The 25,571-nt window shown below is 34.9% G+C and carries 22 protein-coding genes and 1 riboswitch; of the genes, 12 read left to right on the top strand and 10 right to left on the bottom strand.

What is annotated here, in order from left to right; translation table 11 throughout:
* Nucleotides 1-313 precede the first annotated feature (313 nt).
* Nucleotides 314-823 carry an SDR family NAD(P)-dependent oxidoreductase gene (locus C564_RS0106750; protein ID WP_018764809.1) on the top strand — a complete coding sequence of 170 codons (510 nt, stop codon included), beginning with the start codon at nt 314-316 and terminating at the stop codon, nt 821-823.
* Nucleotides 824-896: 73 nt separating this feature from the next.
* On the opposite strand, the gene C564_RS0106745 is transcribed toward C564_RS0106750, so the two are convergent.
* A complete protein-coding gene (locus C564_RS0106745) occupies nt 897-1,997 on the bottom strand; it encodes an ABC transporter ATP-binding protein (RefSeq protein WP_018764808.1) in 1,101 nt (366 codons plus the stop codon).
* Between the two features lie 273 nt (nt 1,998-2,270).
* Here C564_RS0106745 and C564_RS0106740 point away from each other — a divergent pair, with 273 nt between their 5' ends.
* Nucleotides 2,271-3,947, top strand: a complete 1,677-nt coding sequence (locus C564_RS0106740) for a glycoside hydrolase family 13 protein (RefSeq protein ID WP_018764807.1) — start codon at nt 2,271-2,273, stop codon at nt 3,945-3,947.
* Between the two features lie 41 nt (nt 3,948-3,988).
* Here C564_RS0106740 and C564_RS0106735 read toward each other — a convergent pair whose 3' ends face one another.
* Nucleotides 3,989-5,749: an alpha-glycosidase gene (locus tag C564_RS0106735; protein ID WP_018764806.1), complete on the bottom strand. Its 1,761-nt coding sequence runs from the start codon at nt 5,747-5,749 to the stop codon at nt 3,989-3,991.
* Nucleotides 5,750-6,066: 317 nt separating this feature from the next.
* Here C564_RS0106735 and C564_RS0106730 point away from each other — a divergent pair, with 317 nt between their 5' ends.
* The 4 genes from C564_RS0106730 to malR all read left to right on the top strand — a co-directional run bounded on the left by C564_RS0106730 (nt 6,067) and on the right by malR (nt 10,847).
* The gene (locus tag C564_RS0106730) at nt 6,067-7,326 is read left to right on the top strand and encodes a sugar ABC transporter substrate-binding protein (protein ID WP_006095831.1); all 1,260 of its coding nucleotides are present in this window, start codon (nt 6,067-6,069) and stop codon (nt 7,324-7,326) included.
* Nucleotides 7,327-7,403: 77 nt separating this feature from the next.
* Nucleotides 7,404-8,705, top strand: coding sequence for a sugar ABC transporter permease (locus tag C564_RS0106725; RefSeq protein ID WP_006095830.1), 1,302 nt, complete (start codon nt 7,404-7,406; stop codon nt 8,703-8,705).
* Nucleotides 8,706-9,548 (top strand): maltosaccharide ABC transporter permease MalD, encoded by an 843-nt coding sequence (gene malD, locus C564_RS0106720; RefSeq protein WP_018764805.1) that lies wholly within the window; start codon nt 8,706-8,708, stop codon nt 9,546-9,548. It abuts the gene before it with no gap.
* A gap of 276 nt (nt 9,549-9,824) precedes the next feature.
* On the top strand, nt 9,825-10,847 hold the full coding sequence (malR, locus tag C564_RS0106710) for a maltose operon transcriptional repressor MalR (RefSeq protein ID WP_018764804.1): 1,023 nt from the start codon (nt 9,825-9,827) through the stop codon (nt 10,845-10,847).
* A gap of 13 nt (nt 10,848-10,860) precedes the next feature.
* Here malR and C564_RS0106705 read toward each other — a convergent pair whose 3' ends face one another.
* Together C564_RS0106705 and C564_RS0106700 are read right to left on the bottom strand one after the other, a co-directional pair.
* The gene (locus C564_RS0106705) at nt 10,861-12,024 is read right to left on the bottom strand and encodes an aminotransferase A (protein WP_003199898.1); all 1,164 of its coding nucleotides are present in this window, start codon (nt 12,022-12,024) and stop codon (nt 10,861-10,863) included.
* A 100-nt stretch (nt 12,025-12,124) separates the two neighbouring features.
* Nucleotides 12,125-12,325, bottom strand: a complete 201-nt coding sequence (locus C564_RS0106700) for a hypothetical protein (RefSeq protein ID WP_003199899.1) — start codon at nt 12,323-12,325, stop codon at nt 12,125-12,127.
* Between the two features lie 310 nt (nt 12,326-12,635).
* Here C564_RS0106700 and C564_RS0106695 point away from each other — a divergent pair, with 310 nt between their 5' ends.
* The gene (locus tag C564_RS0106695; protein ID WP_003199900.1) at nt 12,636-13,910 is read left to right on the top strand and encodes a sensor histidine kinase; all 1,275 of its coding nucleotides are present in this window, start codon (nt 12,636-12,638) and stop codon (nt 13,908-13,910) included.
* A 293-nt stretch (nt 13,911-14,203) separates the two neighbouring features.
* Here the strand turns inward: C564_RS0106695 and C564_RS0106690 are convergent, their stop codons facing one another.
* Entirely contained in the window at nt 14,204-14,947 is a 744-nt protein-coding gene (locus C564_RS0106690) for a DUF3967 domain-containing protein (protein ID WP_018764803.1), read from the bottom strand.
* 239 nt (nt 14,948-15,186) lie between these two features.
* Here C564_RS0106690 and nucA point away from each other — a divergent pair, with 239 nt between their 5' ends.
* Nucleotides 15,187-15,621 (top strand): DNA-entry nuclease, encoded by a 435-nt coding sequence (gene nucA / locus C564_RS0106685; RefSeq protein ID WP_026008482.1) that lies wholly within the window; start codon nt 15,187-15,189, stop codon nt 15,619-15,621.
* 18 nt (nt 15,622-15,639) lie between these two features.
* Nucleotides 15,640-16,029, top strand: coding sequence for a competence protein ComJ (comJ, locus tag C564_RS0106680; protein WP_026008481.1), 390 nt, complete (start codon nt 15,640-15,642; stop codon nt 16,027-16,029).
* 320 nt (nt 16,030-16,349) lie between these two features.
* Here the strand turns inward: comJ and metE are convergent, their stop codons facing one another.
* The 3 genes from metE to C564_RS0106665 form a co-directional block, all read right to left on the bottom strand.
* Nucleotides 16,350-18,638: a 5-methyltetrahydropteroyltriglutamate--homocysteine S-methyltransferase gene (gene metE, locus C564_RS0106675; protein WP_018764800.1), complete on the bottom strand. Its 2,289-nt coding sequence runs from the start codon at nt 18,636-18,638 to the stop codon at nt 16,350-16,352.
* 129 nt (nt 18,639-18,767) lie between these two features.
* Nucleotides 18,768-18,956: riboswitch (cobalamin riboswitch) on the bottom strand.
* 273 nt (nt 18,957-19,229) lie between these two features.
* Nucleotides 19,230-19,787, bottom strand: coding sequence for a PadR family transcriptional regulator (locus C564_RS0106670; protein ID WP_018764799.1), 558 nt, complete (start codon nt 19,785-19,787; stop codon nt 19,230-19,232).
* 92 nt (nt 19,788-19,879) lie between these two features.
* Nucleotides 19,880-21,415 (bottom strand): MDR family MFS transporter, encoded by a 1,536-nt coding sequence (locus tag C564_RS0106665; RefSeq protein ID WP_018764798.1) that lies wholly within the window; start codon nt 21,413-21,415, stop codon nt 19,880-19,882.
* A 564-nt stretch (nt 21,416-21,979) separates the two neighbouring features.
* Between C564_RS0106665 and C564_RS0106660 the strand changes: the two genes are divergently transcribed.
* Complete coding sequence (locus C564_RS0106660; protein WP_026008480.1) at nt 21,980-22,495, top strand: hypothetical protein; 516 nt, start codon at nt 21,980-21,982, stop codon at nt 22,493-22,495.
* 29 nt (nt 22,496-22,524) lie between these two features.
* Here the strand turns inward: C564_RS0106660 and C564_RS0106655 are convergent, their stop codons facing one another.
* Entirely contained in the window at nt 22,525-22,758 is a 234-nt protein-coding gene (locus C564_RS0106655; protein ID WP_003199911.1) for a phage holin, read from the bottom strand.
* 792 nt (nt 22,759-23,550) lie between these two features.
* Here C564_RS0106655 and C564_RS0106645 point away from each other — a divergent pair.
* Nucleotides 23,551-24,369 (top strand): peptidoglycan-N-acetylglucosamine deacetylase, encoded by an 819-nt coding sequence (locus tag C564_RS0106645; protein WP_018764795.1) that lies wholly within the window; start codon nt 23,551-23,553, stop codon nt 24,367-24,369.
* A 55-nt stretch (nt 24,370-24,424) separates the two neighbouring features.
* The gene (locus C564_RS0106640) at nt 24,425-25,045 is read left to right on the top strand and encodes a YkyA family protein (protein WP_050775696.1); all 621 of its coding nucleotides are present in this window, start codon (nt 24,425-24,427) and stop codon (nt 25,043-25,045) included.
* A gap of 30 nt (nt 25,046-25,075) precedes the next feature.
* On the opposite strand, the gene C564_RS0106635 is transcribed toward C564_RS0106640, so the two are convergent.
* Nucleotides 25,076-25,534: a YkyB family protein gene (locus C564_RS0106635; RefSeq protein WP_018764794.1), complete on the bottom strand. Its 459-nt coding sequence runs from the start codon at nt 25,532-25,534 to the stop codon at nt 25,076-25,078.
* Nucleotides 25,535-25,571: the final 37 nt, after the last annotated feature.

Raw genomic sequence — 25,571 nt, 5'->3', positions numbered from 1 at the left:
AGTACCCTTCATATTGATGCAGGATGTGTTAAAAAGCAAGCAATAGTAAACTTTTTAACACATCCTATTTTTTTGTTATATTAGACTGAAAATTAGGGAAAATATATGATAAATGAAACAGATGTGTTGTATAACAAGGGGGAGATCGAAATGACAGAAAGTAACTTAATTTTTTGGGGGGTACTTATTTTTATCGGTCTAGCTTTTGATAAATACAATAGTAAGAAAAAGAGAAAACAGATAAGTAAGCGATTACAAAAAGGAATATGGGCTTTTCCTGCTTGCAGAGCTACGGGCGAAAGGGGTATACTGAGTGACGGTAAGACTTACAGAAGGGGTAATGACGATGAAGCTTGCAGGAAAAGTTGCCGTTGTAACTGGCGGTGGCATCGGTATTGGACGTAGTACGGCTCTTTTGTTGGCAGAACAAGGTGCAAAAGTAATTGTGACGGATATTGATCAGGAAAATGGACAAGCAACAGCGGAGGAAATCGTAGATTTAGGTGGTGAAGCCCTTTTTGTTACTTATGATATGGCGAAACAAGGAGATTGGGAACGTGTCATTGGAGTTGCTATTGACGCTTATAATCGTATTGATATGCTCTTTAATAATGCGGGTTTATATAAAATAGATTCTATTTTCTTACGTCAACAAGAGAACGATTCCAATGTACTTTGTATTAATGACGTTTGGATAGAACTAAAACAATTGACGGCATCTTTTATGAAACATCAAGAAGAAGTAATACTAACTGATTTACCTATTTTCGGTATTATTAGTACAAAAGAACAATCATTTCATACAGTAGGAACCCTAGTATAATAGTAGAAAACCGCCCGAAATACATATGTGGACGGTTTTTTTGTATCTGTATGACGTAAAGAAAAGTGGTGCTTTATCGAATACGTTTTTCTGTTGTACTATCAAAGAAATGTGCCTTATTCATATCGAATGCAAGTTTGATTTGATCACCATGTGTAAAGGTATGTCTTGCATCCAGACGGGCTGCAAAATCTTGATTTCCAAGTTTCATATATAAAATAGATTCTGCACCTAATAGTTCAGCAACTTCAATTTGAGTTGTAAATGTTGTACCTTGTGAAGCCTCTAAAAACAAAAGTTCGTCATGGATATCTTCTGGACGTATCCCCAATACAATTTCTTGATTCACATAACCTTGTTCGCGTAATAATTTCATTTTGCCTTCAGATACTTTGATTTTTACCTTATCATCTATAACAAAGTATTGTTCTGTTAATTTACCATGGAAGAAATTCATTGCAGGTGAGCCAATAAATCCACCAACAAAAATATTTTCCGGTGTTTCATATACTTCTTTTGGTGAACCGATTTGTTGAATCTTTCCATCTTTCATAACGACAAGGCGTGAAGCCATTGTCATCGCTTCTGTTTGATCATGTGTTACATAAATTGTTGTTGTCCCAAGTCTTTGATGCAGTTTAGAAATTTCTGAGCGCATCGCTACACGTAATTTTGCATCTAAATTTGATAATGGCTCGTCCATTAAGAAAATTTTTGCGTCACGAACGATAGCACGACCTAACGCAACACGTTGGCGTTGTCCACCAGATAATGCTTTTGGTTTTCGATTTAAATATTCCGAAAGCCCTAGAATTTGAGCCGCATCCTTTACGCGGCGGTCAATTTCGTCTTTTGGGATTTTACGAAGTTTTAATCCAAATGCCATGTTGTCATAAACGCTCATATGTGGATAGAGTGCATAGTTTTGAAAAACCATTGCAATATCGCGATCTTTTGGAGGAACATCATTCATTACCTTACCATCAATAGAAAATTCCCCTTTTGAAATGTCTTCAAGTCCAGCTACCATTCGTAATGTTGTCGATTTTCCACAGCCAGATGGACCAACGAAAACGATAAACTCTTTATCTTGAATATGTAAATTGAAGTCTGTTACTGCTGTTACGTTATTATCATAAATTTTATAAATATTTTCTAACTTTAGTTCTGCCATGACTTTTCCTCCTAGAAAAATTATGCAAACGTTTTCTTTGAGTTCATTATAAACGAATGTATTTAAAAAATAAATAAAAATGATACAAAAAAATAAAACGTTTTCATAAAGGGGGGATATTTAATAAATAAAGCCTCATCTCTGTGAAAATTGGCTAAATTAAAATAGAAAAATGTAAGCGCTGTTTTCATTTGTTTTAAAATCTGTTATCATTCATTAATGAAAACGTTTGCGCCTGGATTTTTCGATTTAAAAATGAAATGAGGTAGCATGATGGAAAAACAATGGTGGAAAGAAAGTGTTGTATATCAAATTTATCCACGTAGCTTTATGGATAGTAATGGTGATGGAATTGGTGACCTTCGCGGAATCATTTCAAAGCTTGATTATTTACAAAACTTAGGTATAGATGTAATTTGGTTATCACCAGTCTATGAATCTCCCAATGATGATAATGGCTATGATATTAGTGATTATCGTAATATTATGGATGAGTTTGGAACAATGAACGATTGGGACGAATTATTAAGTGAAATGCATCAACGTGATATGAAATTAATGATGGATTTAGTTGTTAACCATACTTCTGATGAACATAATTGGTTCATCGAATCTCGTAAGTCAAAAGATAACCCGTATCGAGATTACTATATTTGGCGTCCTGGGAAAGATGGAAAAGAGCCAAATAACTGGGAAGCGGCTTTTAGTGGATCTGCTTGGCAGTATGATGAAGCGACAGATGAATATTATTTACATTTATTCTCTAAAAAGCAACCAGATTTAAATTGGGATAATGAAATAGTGCGAAAAGATGTTTATGAGATGATGGAGTTTTGGCTTGAAAAAGGAATCGATGGTTTTCGTATGGATGTGATTAATTTTATTTCTAAAACAGAGGGATTACCAACTGTGAAAACGGAGAAAGAAGATTATGTATCAGGCCATCAATACTTTATGAATGGACCAAATATTCATGCATACTTACATGAAATGAATCAGAAAGTATTGTCGAAATACGATATTATGACTGTTGGTGAAATGCCGGGTGTAACAACAGAGGAGGCTAAACTATATACAGCTGAAGAACGTCAAGAATTACAAATGGTATTTCAGTTTGAACATATGGATTTAGATTCTGGAAAAGGAGGAAAATGGGACGTAAAGCCATGCTCACTCTTAACGTTAAAGCGTAATCTAACAAAATGGCAGAAAGCGTTGGAACAAACAGGATGGAATAGTTTGTATTGGAACAATCATGACCAGCCCCGTGTTGTCTCACGCTTTGGTAACGATAAAACATACCGCATAGAATCAGCGAAAATGTTAGCGACGGTACTTCATATGATGAAAGGTACTCCTTATATTTACCAAGGAGAAGAAATTGGGATGACAAATGTTCACTTTGATTCGATTGATGAGTACCGAGATATTGAAACGCTGAATATGTACCGTGAAAAAGTAATAGAGCGTGGTGAAGATGAAGAAAAAGTAATGCAATCGATTTATATAAAAGGGCGAGATAATGCTAGAACACCAATGCAATGGGATGATGGAAAGCACGCTGGATTTACAGCTGGAGAACCATGGATTGCATTAAATTCTAATTATAAAGAAATTAATGTGACACAAGCGTTGCAGGATAAAAATTCTATTTTTTATTACTATAAAAAATTAATTGAACTTCGTAAAAAACATGAAATCATTGTGTATGGAACATATGATTTAATTTTTGAAGAACATCCATCTGTTTTTGCCTATATGCGGACATGGAAAGATGAGAAAGTACTTGTCATTGCGAACTTTACTGAGAATGAGTGTGTATTTGAAATGCCAGAAGAGGTAAATTATAATAGTTCAGAATTATTGATACACAATTATGATGTACAAAATGAAACAAGTAAGAGTATCGATTTACAGCCATATGAAGCGAGGGTATACAAGTTAAAATAATGAAAAGCCTTGGGTCAGAAATGACACAAGGCTTTTATATTTTACCATTTCAAAATTGAAAATCCATATGGTGGAAGTGCAACCTGTAATGAGTCTGCTTCTGCTGAAAATTCTTCGTTTGTATATAAATTTACAATTTTTTTACCGGTGATATCAAAAGGTATAGGAGCTGAAATTTCTTGGTTTGTTGGATTTAAAACAAAAAATATCGTTTCTTCTCCGTATGTTTTCGTATAAGAAATGTAACCTTGTTCATCGTTTGCTTCAATACATTGGAATAATCCATGTCCACCAAATGCTTTATATTGTCTTCGTAATGAAATTAATGTTTGTATATGCTTAAATAATACTGTATCTTGCTTATCTTCATCCCAGACCATACATTTCCGGCACCCAGGATCCATTCCGCCATCCATACCGATTTCATCACCGTAATAAACGCATGGTGAACCGATGAAAGAAAGATGGAATACATAAAGTAGTTTTACTTTATTTTTATTTCCTTTACAGGTTGTTAAAATTCTCGGTGTATCATGACTGTCTAATAGATGAAAAGCAGCTTTGTTTACGTTCATGGAATAAGAGTGAAGAGAAGCTGTAATTTGTTCCATAAATTCACTTGCCCCAATTGTTTCGTTTGCAAAGTAAGAATGCAGGGCATTTGTAATAGGATAGCTCATGACGGCATCGAATTGATCACCTTGTAACCATGGCTGAGCATCATGCCAAATCTCTCCTAAAATATAGACTTCAGGGTTAATTGCTTTTATTTCACTACGGAATTCTCTCCAAAAGCTATGATCAACTTCGTTTGCTACATCGAGGCGCCAGCCATCAATGTGAAACTCTCGTACCCAATAACGCCCTACTTTGAGTAAGTATTCTTTTACATCTGGATGGGCTGTATTTAATTTAGGCATATATGGTGTAAAGGCGAAGGTATCGTAGTTCGGAAGTGGCTCTGTTACAATTGGAAATTCGTGAATATGAAACCAGTTGGTATAGCGAGATTGCTTTCCTTTTTTGAGAACATCTTGAAATTTATCAAAGAAATATCCGCTATGATTAAAAACGGCATCTAGCATTACTTTTATACCTCGCTTGTGGCAGGCGTTAACAAGTTTTTTAAAAGTTTCCTTCGTCCCAAATTGCGGATCAATTTCCATGTAATCAATTGTGTCATATTTGTGATTAGAGTGTGCTGTAAAGATTGGAGTGAAGTAAATTCCGGAAATACCAAGTTTTACAAGGTAATCAAGGTGCTGGATAACTCCAGCGAAATTTCCGCCAAAAAAGTTAGTAGTTGTTGGATCAGTGCTCCCCCAAGGAAGAGTATCAGCTGGATTACATGAAGGATCTCCATTAGCAAAACGTTCTGGGAAAATTTGATACCACACTGTATCTTTTATCCATGAAGGAGTTCTAAAAACATCCTGTTCATGAATAAATGGAAAGCAAAAAAAGTTGCCAACATCATCATTGGGTGTTTCAGGGAAAAAGCCGCGTTCTGTATAGACGATCGTTTCTGTATTGTTTTTTAGTTCAAATCCATATCGTAAGCGCTTAAAGTTCGGTTCGATTGAAACGAACCAATAATCAAATAAATCTGTTGAGCCGCTCTTTTTCATCGGTATGTTTGCTGTGATCCACTTCCCATCTTGCCATTCATAAGGATCGCCATGAATGAGTGAGGCGATATCTACATCATTTTTTTTTGTGCGCAATCGAATATGGAGCGTTTTTTCATCGTAAGCGTATGCGTAATTATCTTTCGGTCTATGGTATATTGCTTCTTTAAACATATAGAAAATCCCCCTTTGATATCTCAATAAATAATAATATATTGCAAACGATTGCTTTTTATATAACTTCAATATTGCTTATAAGAGTAGTATTCATTTTATATAAAGTCAATGGATATAAAGAAAGACTTCATGAATTTTTTGAAAAATACATAAAGAAAATATTTGCAAAATATATAAAAGAATGTATAATGATAGACAAATAGCGCAAACGTTTTCATAGATTAGAAGATTGTTTGCGCTTCTATAAAACTTGTAAGTGCAAACGTTTTCATTTTAGTCGATTATTACATATATAACTTAGGGAGGTTTTGAGGGTGAAGAAAGCATTATCATTATTAACAGTTTCAGCTTTGACAATTGGTATGTTATCGGCATGTGGTCCGAAAGATTCAGGAAAAAAGGAAGCGAGTAAAGAGAAGAAAGATTATGACCTTCTTGTTTGGGAAGATCTTAAAAAAGGTCCTGCATTAGAACCAGCAGTAAAAAGCTTTGAAAAAAAATATAATGTAAAAGTAAAAGTGGCCGAAATTCAAATGACAGATCAAACAAAAAAACTACGTTTGGATGGTCCAGCAGGTACCGGACCTGATGTTGTAACATTACCGCATGATCATATTGGAAATGTTGTTACTGAAGGGTTAATTGATGAAGTAAAGGTTGATGATGCTGTAAAGAGCAAATTTACCGATTTATCTATAGAAGCTCAAACATATAAAGGGAAATTATATGGTTTGCCAAAGGCGATCGAAACACCTGTATTTATTTATAATAAAAAGCTTATGCCAAAGGCACCAGAAACAATGGATGAATTATATAATTTCTCGAAAGATTTCACAAAAGATGGTAAGTACGGATTTTTAGCACTAGGAGATAATTTATATTTTGCAAATGCATTTATGGCTGGTATGGGAGGGTATGTATTTGGTGAGAAAGATGGAAAACCGAATACAGCCGATATCGGATTAAATAGTAGTGGCGCGGTACAAGGGATGGAATATATTCAAAAATGGTACAAGGAGAACTTGTTCCCAAAAGGTATTATTGGTGAGTCTGGTGGGGCAGCTGCAGATGGATTGTTTAATGAAGGAAAAGCTGCATCCATTATGAATGGTCCATGGGCATTTCAAGCTATGGAGAAAAACGGAATTGATTATGGTGTAGCACCGATGCCAAAATTACCAAATGGTCAACCGATGAAAACTTTTGTTGGTGTAAAAGGATGGCATGTAACAAGCTTTTCAAAAAATAAAGATTTAGCAACGAAATTTGTTGATTGGGTAACAAATGAAGAAAATGCAAAAATTCGTTATGAAAAATCAAAAGAAATTCCGCCTGTAAAATCATTAATGGAAGATCCAATGATTAAAGACAGTGAAGCTGCAAAAGCAATAACGAAACAGGCTGAAACAGGTATTCCAATGCCGAATATTCCAGAAATGCAAGAAGTATGGGAGCCTGCAAGATTTGCATTAGAGTTACTTGCAGCTGGAAAACAAGAACCAAAACCAGCACTTGATGAAGCTGTGAAACAAATTAAAGGAAACATTGAAGCAAACCATAGTAAGCAAAAATAAGACGGAATTCGTATCTCTTATAAAGAAGGGATACGAATTCTCCTCCTTCCAAGGGGAAGAAAAAAGGGGGAAGAAATATGCAAGCATCCATTGAACCAATGCAAGAGGTAAATGGTTCAAAATACCGCAAAACAGCCGCGATGTTGTCAATCATTCCAGGCGTTGGTCAAATATACAATAAACAATATGTAAAAGCTCTTATCTTTCTTGTATTAACAGGTTCATTTATCGTAGCGTTTGCGGATTTGTTAAATATGGGATTGTGGGGAATTGTTACACTTGGTACAGAGGTTCCTCGGGATCATTCTATCTTTCTATTAGTAGAAGGTATTTTAGCACTAATTGTTATTGCGTTTGGACTAGGAATATATGCTTTTAATTTATATGATGCCTATCAAAATGGGAAAAAACGTGATATAGGAATACCGTTAAATTCTGTGAAAGAACAATACCGTAATTTATTAGATCAAGGTTTTCCATATTTGATGGTTTCTCCGGGATTTCTGTTATTGATTTTTGTAGTTGTGTTTCCAATTATTTTCGTATTCTTAATTGGATTTACAAACTATGATTTATATCATTCTCCACCAGCGAAATTAGTCGAGTGGGTTAGTTTTAAAAACTTTACTGATATTTTCACATTACCAATGTGGAGGGATACATTCTTAAGTGTATTCTCTTGGACTGTGATTTGGACATTTGTCGCGACTACTTTACAAGTAGCACTTGGAATTTTCTTAGCAATATTAGTGAATCAACCTGGTATTAAAGGGAAAGCAGTGATTCGTACAATTTTTATTTTACCGTGGGCAGTTCCAGCATTCGTATCCATCCTTGTCTTTGCTGGTATGTTCAATGAATCATTTGGAGCAATTAATAATCAAGTGTTAGCGCTATTTGGAATTGAAAAAATTGCTTGGATGACAGATCCATTTTGGGCAAAAATTGCTTTGATTTTTATTCAAACATGGCTTGGTTTTCCATTTATTTTTGCAATGACAACAGGTATACTGCAATCGATTCCAGGAGAATTGTATGAAGCTGCTACAGTAGATGGAGCAACGGCATGGCAACAATTTCGTAAAATTACATTGCCGCTTGTTCTATATGCAACAGCACCAATCTTAATTACACAATATACATTTAACTTTAATAATTTCAGTATTATTTACCTATTTAATGGCGGGGGGCCTGCTGTTTCGGGACAAAATGCAGGTGGAACAGATATTTTAATTTCCTGGATCTATAAATTAACAATGACATCAGCGCAATACGGAAAAGCAGCGGCACTTACGATGATTTTATCGTTAATTGTTATTTCTGTGGCGTTATGGCAATTTAAAAGAACAAAATCATTCCAAGAAGAGGATATGATGTAAATGAATATAAAACGACAGAAGATGTTACGTCTTTCATTAAGTTATTTCGTCATTTTCATAATGTGTGTCATTATTTTCTATCCATTACTATGGATTGTTGGTTCATCGTTTAATCCAGGAGATAGTTTATCAGGATCAAGTATTATTCCGAAAAATGCAACGTTAGATCATTATCGAGACCTACTTAATCTTGATAAGAGTAATTATTTACTTTGGTATAAAAATACACTGAAAGTCAGTGTATTAACGATGATTTTCTCGGTACTATCCATTAGTTTCACTGCTTATGCTTTTTCAAGGTATCGTTTTGTCGGAAGAAAGAATGGATTAATAACGTTTTTAATTCTACAAATGATACCGAACTTCTCAGCGTTAATCGCACTCTATGTATTAGCGCAGTTGACAGGATTAATTGATACGCATCTAGCATTAATTTTAATTTATGTGGGCGGAGCAATTCCAATGAATACGTGGCTTATGAAGGGTTACTTTGATACGATTCCAAAAGAATTAGATGAGTCGGCTCGTATGGACGGGGCAGGGCACTTCCGGATTTTTTGGCAAATTATTATGCCGCTCGCAAAACCAATTGTGGCAGTTGTAGCTTTATTTACCTTTATTGGTCCGTTTACAGATTTTATTTTAGCAAGTATCATTTTACGGACACCAGAAAACTATACATTAGCTGTTGGATTATATGAAATGGTAGCGAAGAAATTTGGTAATGAATTTACAACATTTGCAGCGGGTTCCGTATTAATTGCTATACCGATTTCAATTTTGTTCTTATCATTGCAAAAATATTTTATTTCTGGTTTAACAGCTGGAGGTACGAAAGGATGAAAATGGGACATTATGTCCCGTTTCTCTTTTTTAGGGAGAATTTCGATTCATATGACATTGTAAGGGGAAAGATGTGAAAAAAATAGTATATTATAGTATAGGAAAATAAGCTTGTATCCCTTACAATACATGAAGAGGGAGAATATTAGTTTACATTAATATAATTTTTTGAGGAATGAAATAAAGTAATGGCGGCTTTCGTTTTCTCCTACTATCTGTAGAACTGCAGGATAAAAATAGATATGAATGAAGAATTAGAAGAGAGGAGGAGATTTTATGACAGTTACAATTAAAGATGTAGCGAAAAAGGCAAATGTTGCACCTTCCACTGTTTCTCGTGTAATTGCTGATAATCCAAGTATAAGTGAAAAAACAAAGCGCCGTGTCCGTAAAGTAATGAGCGAACTAGGGTATCATCCAAATTTAAATGCGAGAAGCCTTGCGAATCAAACAACAAAAACAATCGGTCTTGTTATGCCGAGTTCTGCAAGTAAAGCATTTCAAAATCCATTTTTCCCAGAAGTAATTCGAGGGATTAGCTCGTTTGCACATGTCGAAGGTTATGCGTTGTATATGTCAACTGGTGAAACAGAAGAGGAGATTTTTAATGGCGTTGTGAAGATGGTACAGGGTCGTCAAATCGGCGGAATTATTCTTCTTTATTCACGTGAGAACGATCGTATTATTCAATATTTACATGAACAAAATTTCCCATTTGTTTTAATTGGAAAACCATACGAAAGAAAAGATGAAATTACATATGTAGATAATGATAACTATACAGCTGCAAGAGAAGTAGCGGAATACTTAATTTCACTTGGACATAAACAGATAGCGTTTATTGGCGGTGGTTCTGATTTACTTGTTACGAAAGATCGTTTAGCTGGAATGAGCGATGCTTTAAAACTAGCTGACATTATGTTGCCAGATGAATATATTTTACATTTTGATTTTTCAAGAGAGGGTGGTCAGCAGGCTGTAGAAGAGTTAATGGGACTTGAAAAGCCGCCGACGGCAATTATGGCAACAGATGATTTAATCGGTCTTGGGGTGTTAAGTGCGCTTGCCAAAAAAGGGCTTGCTGTACCAAAAGATGTTTCAATCGTGAGCTTTAATAATGCTTTATTATCTGAAATTGCGAGCCCACCGCTTACAACTGTTGATGTGAATATTTATCAATTAGGGTATGAGGCTGCAAAAGCGTTAGTTGATAAGGTGGAGCATTCCGAGTCCACTTCAAAATGCATTATTATTCCGCATAAGTTACTGAAGCGCCAAACTTGTGATCATTATGCGTAAAAAGCTAAGAGTGTCATCTCTTAGCTTTTTGTTTTAAAAATTCTTCTAAACGATCGCAGCCTTCTTTTAGTGTTTCCATACTATAAGCGTATGAAAGACGAATATACCCTTCACCATACTCTGAAAATGCTGTTCCTGGAACAACAGCGAGTCTAGCTTCTTTAACAAGATCAATGGCAAAATCAAATGATGAGGATGTAAGATTTCCAACGTATGGGAATAAATAAAAGGCACCAGTTGGTTTCTCAACAGTTAAGCCCATTTGAATCAGTCTGTTGTATACGTAATCACGGCGTTTTTTATATTGATGACGCATCATTCGCGGTGCATCTTTTGCTGCTGTTAACGCTTCGATTGCAGCGTATTGTGCGATTGAAGTTGCACATGTAACGTTGTATTGATGAACTTTCAAAATATGCCCTGCTAAATAGCTTGGAGCAAATAAAAGACCGATGCGCCAGCCTGTCATTGAATGTGATTTTGATAGTCCATTAATGACGATTGTTTTATCACGCATTTCTGGAAAATGAGCGATGGATGTATGACTATCTTCATATACAAGCTCACTATAAATTTCATCAGAAAGAACGAAAATGTTTTTATCTTTTAAAACAGATACAATATCTGTTAGTTCTTCTTTTGACAGTGTAACACCAGTCGGATTAGAAGGATAAGGTAAAACGATGCATCTTGTTTGATCTGTAATTGCATTTTGAATCGCTTCTGCTGTTAATCGAAATCCAGTTTCACGAACATCTACAAACACAGGGATTGCCCCGCACAGTCTAATAATGGGTTCATAGCCTGGATAAATAGGAGCTGGTAAAATAACTTCTGTTCCAGGTTCTAAAATAGTACGAAATGTAACATCGATCGCTTCACTAGCACCGATTGTAACGATGGTTTCGTTTTCAGGTGAATAGTGTAAATCGTAATTTTCCTTTAGAAAATGACAAGCTGCATTGCGTAATTCTAATAGGCCGGCGTTGTGTGTATAACTCGTATAGTTTTCTGTAATCGCTCGTTTAGCAGCTTCTTTGACTAAAGAAGGAGTTGGAAAATCGGGTTGTCCAATTGTTAAAGAAATGAGATTATCATAGTTTTGAATCATATTAGAGAATTGACGAATACCAGAAATTTGGATATCCTTCACTCTAGGATTAATGAATTGTTCCATTTTGTCTCCCTTTCTTCCGTTTACAAAATTTCTTTTATTTTATCATAAATTTTATATTTTCGCTTTGGAGCGCAAAAAAAAAGCCGCTTAAAGCGACTTTTTAATACCCATATTCCCAATCTATTTCATCTTCATTCCAAAGAACTGAAGAAACTTTTCCAAGGTGTACCACAGATTCATTCACAGCGCATGTACAATTTTCTTCCCCAGCTTTGTCTTGCAATTCTTCGTATACTGATTTATCCACATTTTCGAGAACGACCAAATTCTCCTCTTTTAAAACAAGCGTAGTTCCTGTCATAGTTATCATCCTCCTACTAAAATAATAATCACTTCTTTGTACACGTAGATAGTATGGATTATATGCTGTATGTTATTATAGTTGTCTGTTTATTGGACTATGTTTTATTTTATTTGTTAACCCGTATTCATTGTATACTGCATCATGGTAGTTTGGTACAGGGTTTACAATCATTTCGGAAAGTTGTAACATTTCTTAACGTTTATTCACAAATAATTTACAAATATGTTAAGAAAAATCTAAATTTTAAAACAAAAACAACTGTAAAATGATATAATCATATCAAAATACATATAGGGGATGAGAGGCTATGGAGCTAATTCGTGACTTAATGATCCAAGTCGCGATCATTATTTTGCCACTGTTTTTATATGAAGCGATTCGTCTAAACCGTTATCAAGATATGCTTCCAAAGCCCAATCGCTATTTTATTATGTTCTTATCTAGTATTACGCTCGTTCTCTCTATGACGTATCCGATTTGTTTTGTCGATGTTTGTAGTTACAATTTCCATGCGATTCCGATTATGAGTGCTTTTTTGTATGGTGGGATTGTAGGGATTATCCCAGCTTGTATTTTTATTGTATACGAATGGTTTTTGAATGGTTTACAGTGGTTTCGGATAATAGAAGTTTTATGTCTTGCAATCATTCCTTTCCTGCTATCAAAAAAGTGGTCTGTTTTTCCGAGAGAAAAAAAACTTATTGTGGCCCTTATTGTTTCATCTTTGTATGTTCTTGTCGGTTTAGTGTGTAGTATGTTTGGGATTTTACTGAGAGTAGGCTTTACGCCACCTATGTCGCATTTATATAGTGGATACATATTTGCTTCCTTTATTATGGTTATGACAATGGTATTTCAAGTGTATTTAACAGAGTATTTAAATGAAAATGCATTGTTACGTACAGAAATGCAAAAATCTGAAAAGTTAAACATTGTAAGCGAGCTAGCGGCAAGTGTAGCACATGAGGTGCGAAATCCCCTCACAGTTGTTCGAGGGTTTATTCAGCTATTAGAGAGTACAGAAGATATGAAGAATAAGGACTATATGCGTCTTGTACTAGCTGAGCTTGATCGGGCCGAACAAATTATTTCGGATTACTTAAATTTAGCTAGACCGCAAATTGAAAAAAAGGAACATATATGTTTATCAGCGCAGCTCATAGAAATGACTACTTTAATGTCTTCATTTGCGGCTATGCAAGGCGTTTATTTACAAGTTGAAATTTCTGAGAGCCTTTATACGATTGGTGATAAGACAAAGTTAAAGCAAGCGATTATGAATATCGTTAAAAATGGAATTGAAGCGATTCAAGAAAACAAAGGGTATTTAAAAGTAACCGCCATTCAAAAAGATGATGTGATTATAGTGCGAGTAAAAGATAGTGGCGTTGGAATGACGAAAGAACAGCTAGCAAGGCTGGGACAACCGTATTATTCATTAAAAGAAAAAGGAACGGGTCTAGGGCTTATGGTTACCTTTAGTATTTTACAAGCACATAATGGTACGCTGGAATATAAAAGCGAGAGTGGAAAAGGAACGGAAGCAATTATTACATTACCAGCAGTTAGAAATAAGGAATAAAAGTTACCGATATAAGGTAACTTTTTTATTTATCTATATAAATTCAAGTTGAAAAAACGACATAAACTCCTTCATTTTAGTTGGGAGAGAGGATCCAGCCATGCATAGAAGCGGTTAGAGCCTTTTCCTGCCCCATGCCAAGTAAAAATAGAAAGAGAAAACAACTAACGGTTACTTTTTCTGCTTCGCGTGAGCGACTTATATGTCGAAAAACTAAAATAGATTTATATACGTGAAAATGAAAGGCTTGAAAAGCTTCTACCTTGGATGATGAAAAGCTAACGATGAAGGTTTTATTCATTTGTTTTTTCTGGTTTGACTCGAATAAATAAATTTTTAAATGATTGAAATAAGCTTTGCTCCTTTGAGGCGGCGATTAGTCGTTTTGTTTCTTGAATTTCACGAATGACTTGCATAAGCTGTGTATCTCGATTGTTGTCTTTATTGTAAACGTGATTGACAAGCTTGTTCATTTTTTCTTCTTGCTTTGATTCACGCTTATACATATGATTCATCAATAAGTCCATTTTTTCTTTTTGTAGGGCATCTGTTTGAGCTGCGTGATCAATAAGCTCTTGCAGCATTTCTTCTTGTGTAGCTTCTTTTACATAAACTTGTTGCATTAATTCATCTAGTTTTTCATCTTTTAAGCGGTTTTGTGTAATTAAGGTAGAGTTTTGATGAATAATTGCTTCGTTTAATTGGGCGAGCATCTCAAGTTTTAACATGAATTCTTCAAAGTTTCGGTCTTCTTCTTTCGCATGTACTTCTTGATTTTGTTTTAACATCGGTACAGGTGGACTGTCTTTTTCTTTTAAAATGATAGGAATTGTTTCTGTAATATCTTCTTGTAAAGTGGCTGCTCGTTCGTGAATTGATTTTAAAAGCTTCATATCATCCATTTTATATATACGAGCATCAGCGGTTTTTGCAATCATATAACCATGTTGTTCTAAAAGTTGACTATATTTTCGAACTATGTGTTTCGGGATTCCTGTTTTATTTGTAACATCCTTCGTTTTATATGTCGCCTCCATAACATTTCCTCCCCAAAAAGTATCGTATATACAAATTCCATCTTTTATTTAGACTTCCTTTGAAAAAGAATGTCGGAAGTCTAGAAGTTTTCTACATGATTAGCGAAAAGTTGCATAAAAATGAATGTTTTTGGCGTAAAGGGGAGGAAGGGATAAAATAATGTCTGAAAACATATATGGAGGAAGTTTGTTATAATAGCCTAGGAAAAGAAATTGGGTCGAAAAACGGAGGTACATATATGAAACAATTAAAAGGCATTATCATTTCGATTATTGCTATTCTTTCTATTTTAGTTGCTGTCTATGAAGCGTTTATACCAACAGAACCAAAGAGTAAGAAAGAAGTTACATATGATCAATTTCTAGAATTTCCAAAAGAACGTTATCCAGAGACGGGGAAACATATTGCAGATGCGATTAAAGAAGGGCATTCTAAAGTATGTACGATTGATCGAAGTGGTGCAGCTGATAGAAGAAAGTTGTCTCTAGCTCCATATCCAGCAAAAAAAGGGTACGATCGTGATGAATGGCCAATGGCAATGTGCAAAGAAGGTGGAAAAGATGCGCATATTGAATATATTAACCCTGCTGATAATAGAGGCGCAGGTTCATGGGTGGGAAATAAGCTAGATAAGTACCCAGATGGGACACGTGTGAAGTTTGAGGTTAAGTAGTAGAAGGGAATGGTGCTTGTGGAATTAACAATTTCCTACTCACAATTAATCGTGATGAATTATGATGGGGAACAGCCTTATGTAGACTGGACGAATGAAGATTTTGAGAGGGGATACGCTGAAGCAGAAGGAGTAATTATTTTTGAGGCACTTTCTGATTATACCTGTGAAATCAAAGCAACAGTTGGGAAGCGTATTGAGAAAGAAGAGACAATGAGAACGATATCAGTCCCTTTTAGGGTGGGGCACGAAGGAGTTTTTGTAAGGAGTATTCTTTCTGACAAATTTCCCATTTCAATTCCAAAAGGTGATTATCTGTTGGTACTACAAGCAATACCGCTTGAGGAACCAACAGATGATGAATTGTACAAGATACAATATGAATTGTTTTTTGAAGAGAAAGAGTAAAAAAAAAAGGCCACGGTATCGTGGCTTTTTCTTTTAAACTTCGTTACAATGAAGAACGGAAGAAGGTGTAAATATACGCCAAGTTTGCGGCGTAATGTTATCATTTATTGGATCGGCTGCTTTTCAACATCGTGCGGATTAAGTGTGGTTATTCTATTTGTGTTTCTTTATATAGAAGAACTAGGAATTGATGATGTGAATAAATTAGCGTAATTGTCAGGAAGTTCATTTTATTTTTATTTGTACCACCTTGTTATTGGCGATGAACGCTAGTTGAAATATAGAATAAGGGTATCCTTTTAAAGGACACTCTTATTTCCTTATGCGTTTGTTTTTAGAAGAGAGCGGGCCTCTTTAGCAGCTTGAACCATATGCTCTAAAGCAGGTATAACTTCTTCTGTTCTTCTTGTTTTTAAACCACAGTCTGGGTTAATCCAGAAGTATTTTGGATCACATACTTTTAAGGATTGTTCTACAATTGTATACATTTCATTTTTACTTGGAACACGAGGGCTATGAATATCATAAACTCCTAAACCGATCCCTTTTTCATATGTTGTATGTTCTAATGTATGAATGAATTCGCCATGACTTCTTGATGTTTCGATAGAAATAACATCGGCATCTAATGCACGAATTGCATCTACGATATCTTCGAAGTTACTGTAACACATATGTGTGTGAATTTGTGTTTCATTCGCTACAGAAGAAGTTGCTAGAAGGAATGATTGAACAGCCCATGTAATATATGTGTTCCAATCTTTTTCTTTTAGCGGCATTCCTTCGCGAAGTGCTGGTTCATCGACTTGAATAACACGGATACCGGAAGATTCAAGCAATTTAATTTCATGACGAAGTGCTAATGCGATTTGGTAAGAAACTTCTTTTCGTGAAATATCATTCCGAACGAATGACCAGTTTAGAATGGTCACAGGACCTGTTAACATGCCTTTTACAACTTTATCTGTAAGGCCCTGGGCATATGCGGTTTCTTTAATTGTCATCCCATTAATAAAGGCAACATCACCATAGATTACAGGTGGTTTTACACAGCGGGAACCGTATGATTGAACCCAACCATTCTTAGTGAAAGAGAAACCAGCAAGTCTTTCGCCAAAGTATTCTACCATATCAGTTCGCTCAAATTCACCATGAACGAGCACATCAAGGCCGATTTCTTCTTGATATCGAATCCATTTTTCAGTTTCTTTTTCAATAAATTGTTCATATTGTTCATTTGTAATGTCACCGCTTCGCCATTGTTTACGCGTTTGACGAACTTCAGTAGTTTGCGGGAAGCTACCGATTGTTGTTGTTGGAAGTAGCGGTAACTGTAATGCTTCTTGTTGCAAAGCATAACGTTGTTCAAATGGAAGAGGACGAGAGAAATCTTCTTCTTTAAGAGTTGCTCTTGCTGTTTGTACATCTTCACGATTACGTGCAGCTGAAGATCGAATTGCTTCATGAGCGCTACGGTAAGTAGCTAATTCCGTACTAACACTTTCTGCACCCTCAGAAAGCGCGCGTTTAATAAGTGTAAGTTCTTCTAATTTTTGATTTGCAAATGCAAGGGCATCAAATAGTTCTGTTGATAAGTGTGTTTCTTCCGTTTTATCAATTGGAGTATGTAATAAGCTACATGAAGGCTGAACGATCCACTCTTTCGGTGTAATGTGATCTTGTAATGTTTTAAATAAAGAAAGGACTTCGTCAAGATCAGCTCTCCAAATGTTACGGCCATCTATACAACCGACTGCTAAAATTTTATCGGATGGGAATCCATACTCTAAAACTGTGTTTACATTACCTTCTTTACCGTGAACAAAGTCCAATCCAATGCCGGATACAGGGAATGTAATAATTTCTTCATAGTTCTCTTCTACACTATCAAAATAAGTTTGTAAGATAAGAATTGCATTTGGAACGCTTTTACGAATTGTCGCGTAAAGTTCTTTCGCCTCTGCTATTTCTTCTTTTGTTAAAGATGCAAAAATTGGTTCATCAATTTGGATGAATTTTGCACCAGCTTCGTGTAATTCAGTTAATAGCTGTACATAAGGAGCAACTAGTTGATTTAAAATAGTAGCAAATTGCTCTTGTTTATATCCTTTTGCTAATTTTAAGAATGTATAAGGTCCTAATATAACTGGTTTTCCATCAACGCCTAATTCTTGTTTTGCTTCTTCGTATAAGCGAAGTGGTCGATTGTCTTTTAAAGAAATCTCCAATCCTTCTTCATATTCTGGAACAATATAATGATAGTTTGTGTTAAACCATTTTGTCATTTCGGAAGCAACGTGATCTTTAGAGCCACGTGCCATTGCAAAATATACATCAAGATAAGAAGTGAACTCTGAAAAACGAGATGGAATAAAGCCAAGCATGTAGGCTGTGTCCAGCACATGATCATAATATGTAAAGTCGCCAATTGGAACTAAATTGATTCCTTTTTCTTGCTGAGCTTTCACATGTTGAAGACGAATTTCTTTCATTGTTGTTGAAAATTGCTGCTCATCAATCTTATTTGACCAAAAAGCTTCCAACGTTTTTTTCCATTCTCTGTGTAACCCAATTCGTGGATACCCTAAATTACTTGTTTGAATTGCCATTTAAAATTCCTCCCTAATTGAAAGTAAGCATTTCCGTTTACTCGGAAATGCATGTAACGAAAAGTATAAAGGTACAGAAAATAGCCCTCTCTTCTCGTTCATAACACCTAATCATCATCCGTGAGTCTATCAGTGTTGTTAAAATAGGCAGGTCTCCTGGCTTATGCTTCATATGACTTCTTTCACCTTCCCGTTTTCACAGTGGTATAGAAAAGAAGTCTCTGCACTTACAGTGGCGGGACCGCGTTGGAATTTCACCAAACTTCCCTTTTCAACACGAACTCAGAAATGTCGTGTACCTATTTTCCTTTTGAAAGGAATTTAACAAGCGAATATGATATTGAAACAAATTCTAACATAATTTTTTGAATTTTGTCTACTGTTTTAAAATAAGAATATTTATAAAATTATAATTTTCATCATTATGAAAATTATGATTTTATAAATGGGATGGAATCAAAGGTTCTATGTTTTTTTTCAACATGAATGATGAGGATTTATGTCTAAATAAGAGAGAAGAAATAATAAAGAGCATAAGGCGGTGGATGGTAGGGAGAATGATCAGTGAGGAAAATCCCCACTGATAAAGTGTCAATTTCCATTCATTCCTATTTCTGAAAGGCGACCAGCACTTGCATCTTTATGGAGTTCATTTAACCAACGTAATTCAACAGTAATATGGTCAATAACACTGTTTAAAATATAAAGCTGTGCACGCGGAACATTTTCCTTGCTATGTTCGTATATGGATTGCATCGTATGTAAATATTGAATTGTGTCATCTCTCTTTTTTTCTAAAATAGGAATGATTGTTTTTTCATCACCAAAGTGAGAGAAGGATAGTGCTGAATAGATTGGTTTATATATTTGGTTTTTTGCCTCGAATTGCTTTAAAAGCAGTGTGTGGAAAAATTCTCTTCCAGTTTCAGTTATATGGAAAATTGTCTTATCTGGTCGATTGGTATCTCGTACAACATTTGTAACCGCAATTGCCTCTTGTTTCTCCAATTGTTCAAAGGCGTAATAGAGGGATCCTTTTGCGTATTTAATATAACAATTCATTTGTCGTTCTTTCATTATATGCTGCACTTCATATGGATGTTTATCTCCTTCGAGTAGCAAGCCGAGAATGACTAATTTCATGCTCACGCTGTCTCAACTCCTGTAATATAAACTTTATACATATTATAAACGGTATATCTCTTTATCGAAAGAGATATACCGTTTCATTTTGGCGTGTATTAACTTACCTGTTTCTGTTTTTTCTTTGTTCCCGTTAAGAGACGTTCTTTACCCATCAGTATAATACAGATAATACTTAGAACAGCTGGGATAAGCGCCCAGCAAAATGTATCGGCAATAGATGTCCCAAGTGCTTGTTTAATTCCATCCAATATTTGAGGTGGAATTTTTTCAGTAGCATGTGGTGACAATAAAAAGCTTGTGTCTCCACCTGTTGGTACCATTTTTGCTAATTCTGGAGGGAAAACAGCTTTTAATTTATCAGTGAAAATCTGATTTTGAATCGTACCGAAAATTGTCACACCAAGAGTCATTCCAAGAGAACGGAAGAAAGAGTTTGTTGATGTAGCAGAGCCGCGATCTCTCATTTCTAAATTGTGAATAGAAGACATACTTAAAATAGAGAATGAGAAGCCAACTCCAAGCCCAGTTAGAATCATAAAGGTTGTTACGAGTGTACGTGATGTTTCTAGTGTTAATGTGCCAAGTGAATAAATCCCAAGTACAAAGAAAATTCCAGATACGATCATAATGTTACGGTAACTTGTTCGAGACGCCAATTGTCCACCTACTTGACTTCCGACTACAGAACCGACCATCATTGGTGTTAAAATTAATCCTGCATTAGATGCTGAACCGCCAAGAACGCCTTGGACAAAGATTGGAATGTAAACTGTACAAATAATAAAAGTTGCTCCATAGAAAAAGGCAACACCTTGGCTCGCTGCAAATAAGCGCTTTTTAAATAAATGGAAAGAAATAATTGGCTCTGTTGCTCGTCTTTCTACGAAGAAGAAGATAATAAGCATAATAGCAAAAGTAGCAAATAAGCCAAGAATCATATTAGAATTCCAAGCATATTCCTTACCACCAAGTTCTAGAGCAAACATTAAGCAAACAATGCTTATTACAAGTGTAATGGCACCAGCCCAATCGATTTTTTGTTTTCTATATTGTAGAGATTCTTTGTAGTACTTCGAGATGAAGAGGAAGGAAATAAGCCCTAATGGAATATTGATATAAAAGACCCAGTGCCAACTTATATAATCAGTAATATAAGCACCTAATAAAGGACCGAATACGCTTGATGTTCCAAAAACTGCTCCAAATAGTCCAGTCATTTTCCCTCGTTTTTCCGGCGGGAATATATCATACATGATTGTGAATGCAATTGGCATTAAAGCGCCGCCACCAATTCCTTGAATCGCTCTATAGATACTTAACTGTTCAATACTTGCTGCTGTACCGCAAAGAATAGAACCAAGCAAAAAGAGAAGCAATCCACCGATATAAAAACGTTTACGTCCATACATATCAGATAATTTCCCGAAAATCGGCATCCCTGCCATTGTTGCTACCATATAAGCTGATGTGACCCAAACAAATTTATCAAATCCTCCTAGGTCTCCAACAATTGTCGCCATGGCAGTGGCAACGATTGTATTATCCATTGCTGCCATTAAAATACCAAGTAACAATCCAGCAACAACAAACTTTGTTTTACTTACTTTGTTTTGAGATGCTTGTTCTTGCAAACATACCCCTCCTTTTATATAAGATCAACTGTTCTGTAGGAAAATCTTATTAGTAGTTCGTACTTTAGCATGTCTTTATGTATGACTATAATTTCACTATTCCTTTTATAAGAGAAGATAGTGCCATAAAGAATAGAAAGCATAAATCATATTATAGTCAAATTTGACTAAAAGGCAAATTTTTTTATTTTATCCCGCTATTTTGGGCAGTAATATTCCCACCTCAAGATTTAGCGAAAGCTCAGAGGTTAGGTGAGAGCTAATAATCAGTGGGGGATGAAGAAAATCTCTACTGAATTAAAGTTTCACTTTATAGCTTTTAATATTGAAGAAACAAAAGGAATCTAGCGAATGAAGGAGTGTATAGCTATTTAAAATGGTTTTTTAATCACGTCGTCGAATAAGATAAAGAAGAAAGATAAAAATGTTGAAGACGTGTATTTTTATTGGAATAAATAGGGGAATGTTTTAAGGTGAACGAATTGGAGAAGGGTAGTTTATTATTTAGGAGAGCAGAATAAATTTGTACAGATAATACCATCTGGAATGAGGTGAATTGTGATTGTGAAAATGTGGGGAATAAGTCTAGATAAAGAATTGTTTCCGTTGTCTTTACAACCTGTTATGTGGATGGAAGGTGGTTCTAAAGAAGTTATGAGCAAACAGTCTAATCCAAATGTAGCAGTAACATTACAAATTCGCAGTAAAAAAGAAAAGTGTTTTTCACAAGAAGTTGTTTATGATGTACATGAAATTCTTTTTATTCAATTAGAAGTTGAAAACATAGGAAGCGAAGAAATTTCTCGCGTAATCGTTAGTCATATGATTCGTGATCATTTTGCATATATCCCTAATACATTACAAACGAGTAAAGGGACGGGAGAGTTTTTATTCCAACTTGTAAGGTGGAGGATTGATGAATTACTACCAGGTGAAAAAGCTCAATTAATCTGTCAGGTGAAAGCATCACGTATACAAATCCCGTCTCATATTTTGTTACGTGCTACATACACATTTCAGCAGAAGGGCCGATTATATGGACCACTTCAAACAAAAGAAGCAATATTGATACAACAATAAAAAGGAGCCCCGGGAAGTGGGTTCCTTTTTTAATGCAAATTATGCTTCTTTAGTAATTCTTTTTGTTCCAGGCCTTTTTTTCCTACATAGTTATTTTTATATCCGAAGTATAAAATAAATAAGAAAGAAGCAACATTTATGATAGCATCAATTTGGTCATTTGTAATAAAAGAAAGCCCGAATGATTCAAATAATAGTTTTAATGATAAGAGAAATCCGGCTAAAAAACGAATGACGTCTGAAATATTTTCTCTTTGTAACATCTTTTTCTCCTTTCGGTAATGGATATATATTATATAAATACAAATTGAAAGACCGACATAAAACCTTTTTTTAGGTGGTAGAGAGCATTTGGCCATGCAGACTCTTTTCCTGCCCCATGCCAAGTTAAAACAAAGAGAGAAAACAAGTAGCGGTCACCTTTCGTTCTTCATAGCATCGATTTATATGTTGGAAAATCAAAATAGATATATACTATATATATGAAATAGAAAAGAAAATGAATACAAGTTTAAGAGAGAAAATGTACGAAAAATACGTACATTTTTGTTTTGTAAAAAAATATTATTGATATAGAAGCATACAGTATGATTAGTAATGCAAGATGTATAGATGCTCAATCCTTTTTGCTTTACTTATAATTTATATTATATAAAAGGTATTCAGTTATTATTTTAGACGGTAACTTATCCGGGAGAGCGAAAGTCATTAGAAGAGCTATGAAATAAAGTGAGAACTCAATCGTATAACATAGAGATTTAAAAAATAGAGAATTATAAAAGTTTTTTCGTAACAATTCCATCTCTTTTGTTACAAAAAAATGATATTTTGTAACAAAAGTCTTTAAAAATAGATTTAAACATCATATAATTGTAATGGATGTGTCAATACATTTTGCACAATGTTTTTTTATTTAAAAGTGTAGGGAAAACAATCTCTACACTTTTCCTTTTGAGGGAACAAAAAGAATATTTGTAAATTGTTGCAAGCAAACCTTTACACTGTGTAAAATGAACAAGAAAAGATTGATAGAAAGAGAGAAGGGGAATGGTAGAATGATAGACGTGAGGAGCCGACGATCACCTTTGATCAGGTGGCTAGTTATAATTGCTATTGCAATTAGTGCTATCGCGGCGGGGTTTTTCATATTTCAATCCTTTACATCACCTGCAAGAGCTGTAGCCACTCAGGTAAACCCAATCCAGCCTGCTAGTGAACAGGTAAAAGTTGAGTTGGATAAAAAAGCACCGGTGAAATTTAATGGGGAAGTACGCAAAGTTGCATACTTAACTTTTGATGATGGGCCGAGTGAATTTCAAAAAGAAATTTTAGATATCTTAAAGAAAAATGAAATAAAAGGAACATTTTTCATGATTGGTGGAAACATCCCTTCTCATACAGAGAGTGTGAAACGTTTAGTAAAGGAAGGACATTATCCAGGTGTTCATAGCATGACACATGATTATGCCAAACTGTATAAACAAGGACAGTTTGTAGAAGAGATGAAACAAGCGCAGAAAATTGTGAAAGATGTTACAGGGATGGAACCTAAGCTTGTTCGTTGCCCGTACGGAAGTATGCCAGGGCTTAATCAAGCATTGCGGGACCAAATGGCAACAGTAAATATGAAAGAATGGGACTGGACTATTGATTCTTTAGATTGGAAATTACCAGGGAATCCGAATGGTGTAGTACAAAATGTCATTTCAGGGGCTAAACAAGAACGTGAAGTCATTTTAATGCATGAAAAAAAACAAACTGTACAAGCATTGCAAACAATTATTGATGATCTTCGTAAAAAAGGGTATGAGTTTGAAGTGTATGAAGAAGCTGCTCATTTTCCATTAAATTTTTGGCATGATGATCGTATATAAGTAGGAGGAAAAAAAGTTGAAATATAATAAAATAGCAATTGTAGCGGCTTTATCTATGACATTATTAGCTGGTTGTTTCGGACCAAAACCAGAAGAGGAATTATATGTAGCATTTGAAAATGCTGCGAAGCAAGAAAAGCCAATGTTTGAAGACGCGAAAAAATTAGAGGCATTAGAAAAAGAAGGCCAAGCATTATACGGTCAAATCGTGCAAGAAGGAAAAGATAATAATCAAGCTGTGAAAGAAAAATTAGATCAAGCAATGAAAAATACAGCAGAACGTGGAAAAGTAATTGATAAAGAAAAAGAAGCATTAAACAAAGCACAAGAAGAAGTGAAATCAGTTGATAAATATGTGAAAAAAATCGAGAATGGTAAGTTAAAAGAACAAGCAGACAAAGTAAAGAATACTTACGAAAAACGATATGAGTCTTTTAAGAAGATGTATGACAACTATAGTAAATCATTAAAGTTAGAAAAAGAATTATTCACAATGCTTCAAGATAAAGGAGCAAAATTAAAAGATATTAGTGAGAAAGTAAAAACGGTGAACCAATCTTATAAAGATATTGATGCTGAAAAAGATAAGTTCAACGAATATACAAAATCATATAATACAGAAAAAGTAGCATTTTATAAACAAGCGAACATTAAAATAAAAGAAGAGAAGAAATAAAGCAGGTTGGCCATTATGGCCAAGCCTGCTTTATTTCTTTGTATACGTACGCCGATACCAAGGAATTGGTTCGCTTAATTTTTTTTCCTGTTTTAGCGCTTCCGGCCCAATAAAATCTTGAAGCGTTTTTTTTGCTACTGCTAAAGAAAGAGTTGTTTTGGGGTTTCTATAGGAAGATTCAAGGCTACCGAGATGTGGGAGAGTACTGAAATCATCTTTTGTAGGAGGGATATGGAAAAAATAGTCACCTAACCGAACGAGAACATCTGATTGTTGCTGACTAAAACGTGGATTCCTAGAGAAATGTAATCCTTCTTTTATTGCTTTCTTTTCACTAATTAAACGTTCTAAAGCAATCTTTTTCAACCAATATAAATATTTAGGATTTGTAGCAGCTTTGGCATGCCGGTTCACAATGAAAATAGATTGAGCTAATTGATCAATAGAATATTGTTTGTGTGATTGAGACTGTGGTTGTGAAGGTTTCATAGTGGGACCCCTTTCTAGTTTTTCAATATTATAGCAT

The sequence above is a fragment of the Bacillus sp. 105MF genome (assembly GCF_000374885.1).
Classification (GTDB): domain Bacteria; phylum Bacillota; class Bacilli; order Bacillales; family Bacillaceae_G; genus Bacillus_A; species Bacillus_A pseudomycoides.
Note: the sequence above shows the minus strand (reverse complement) of the source record. Positions and strands in the feature narration are given on the sequence as shown.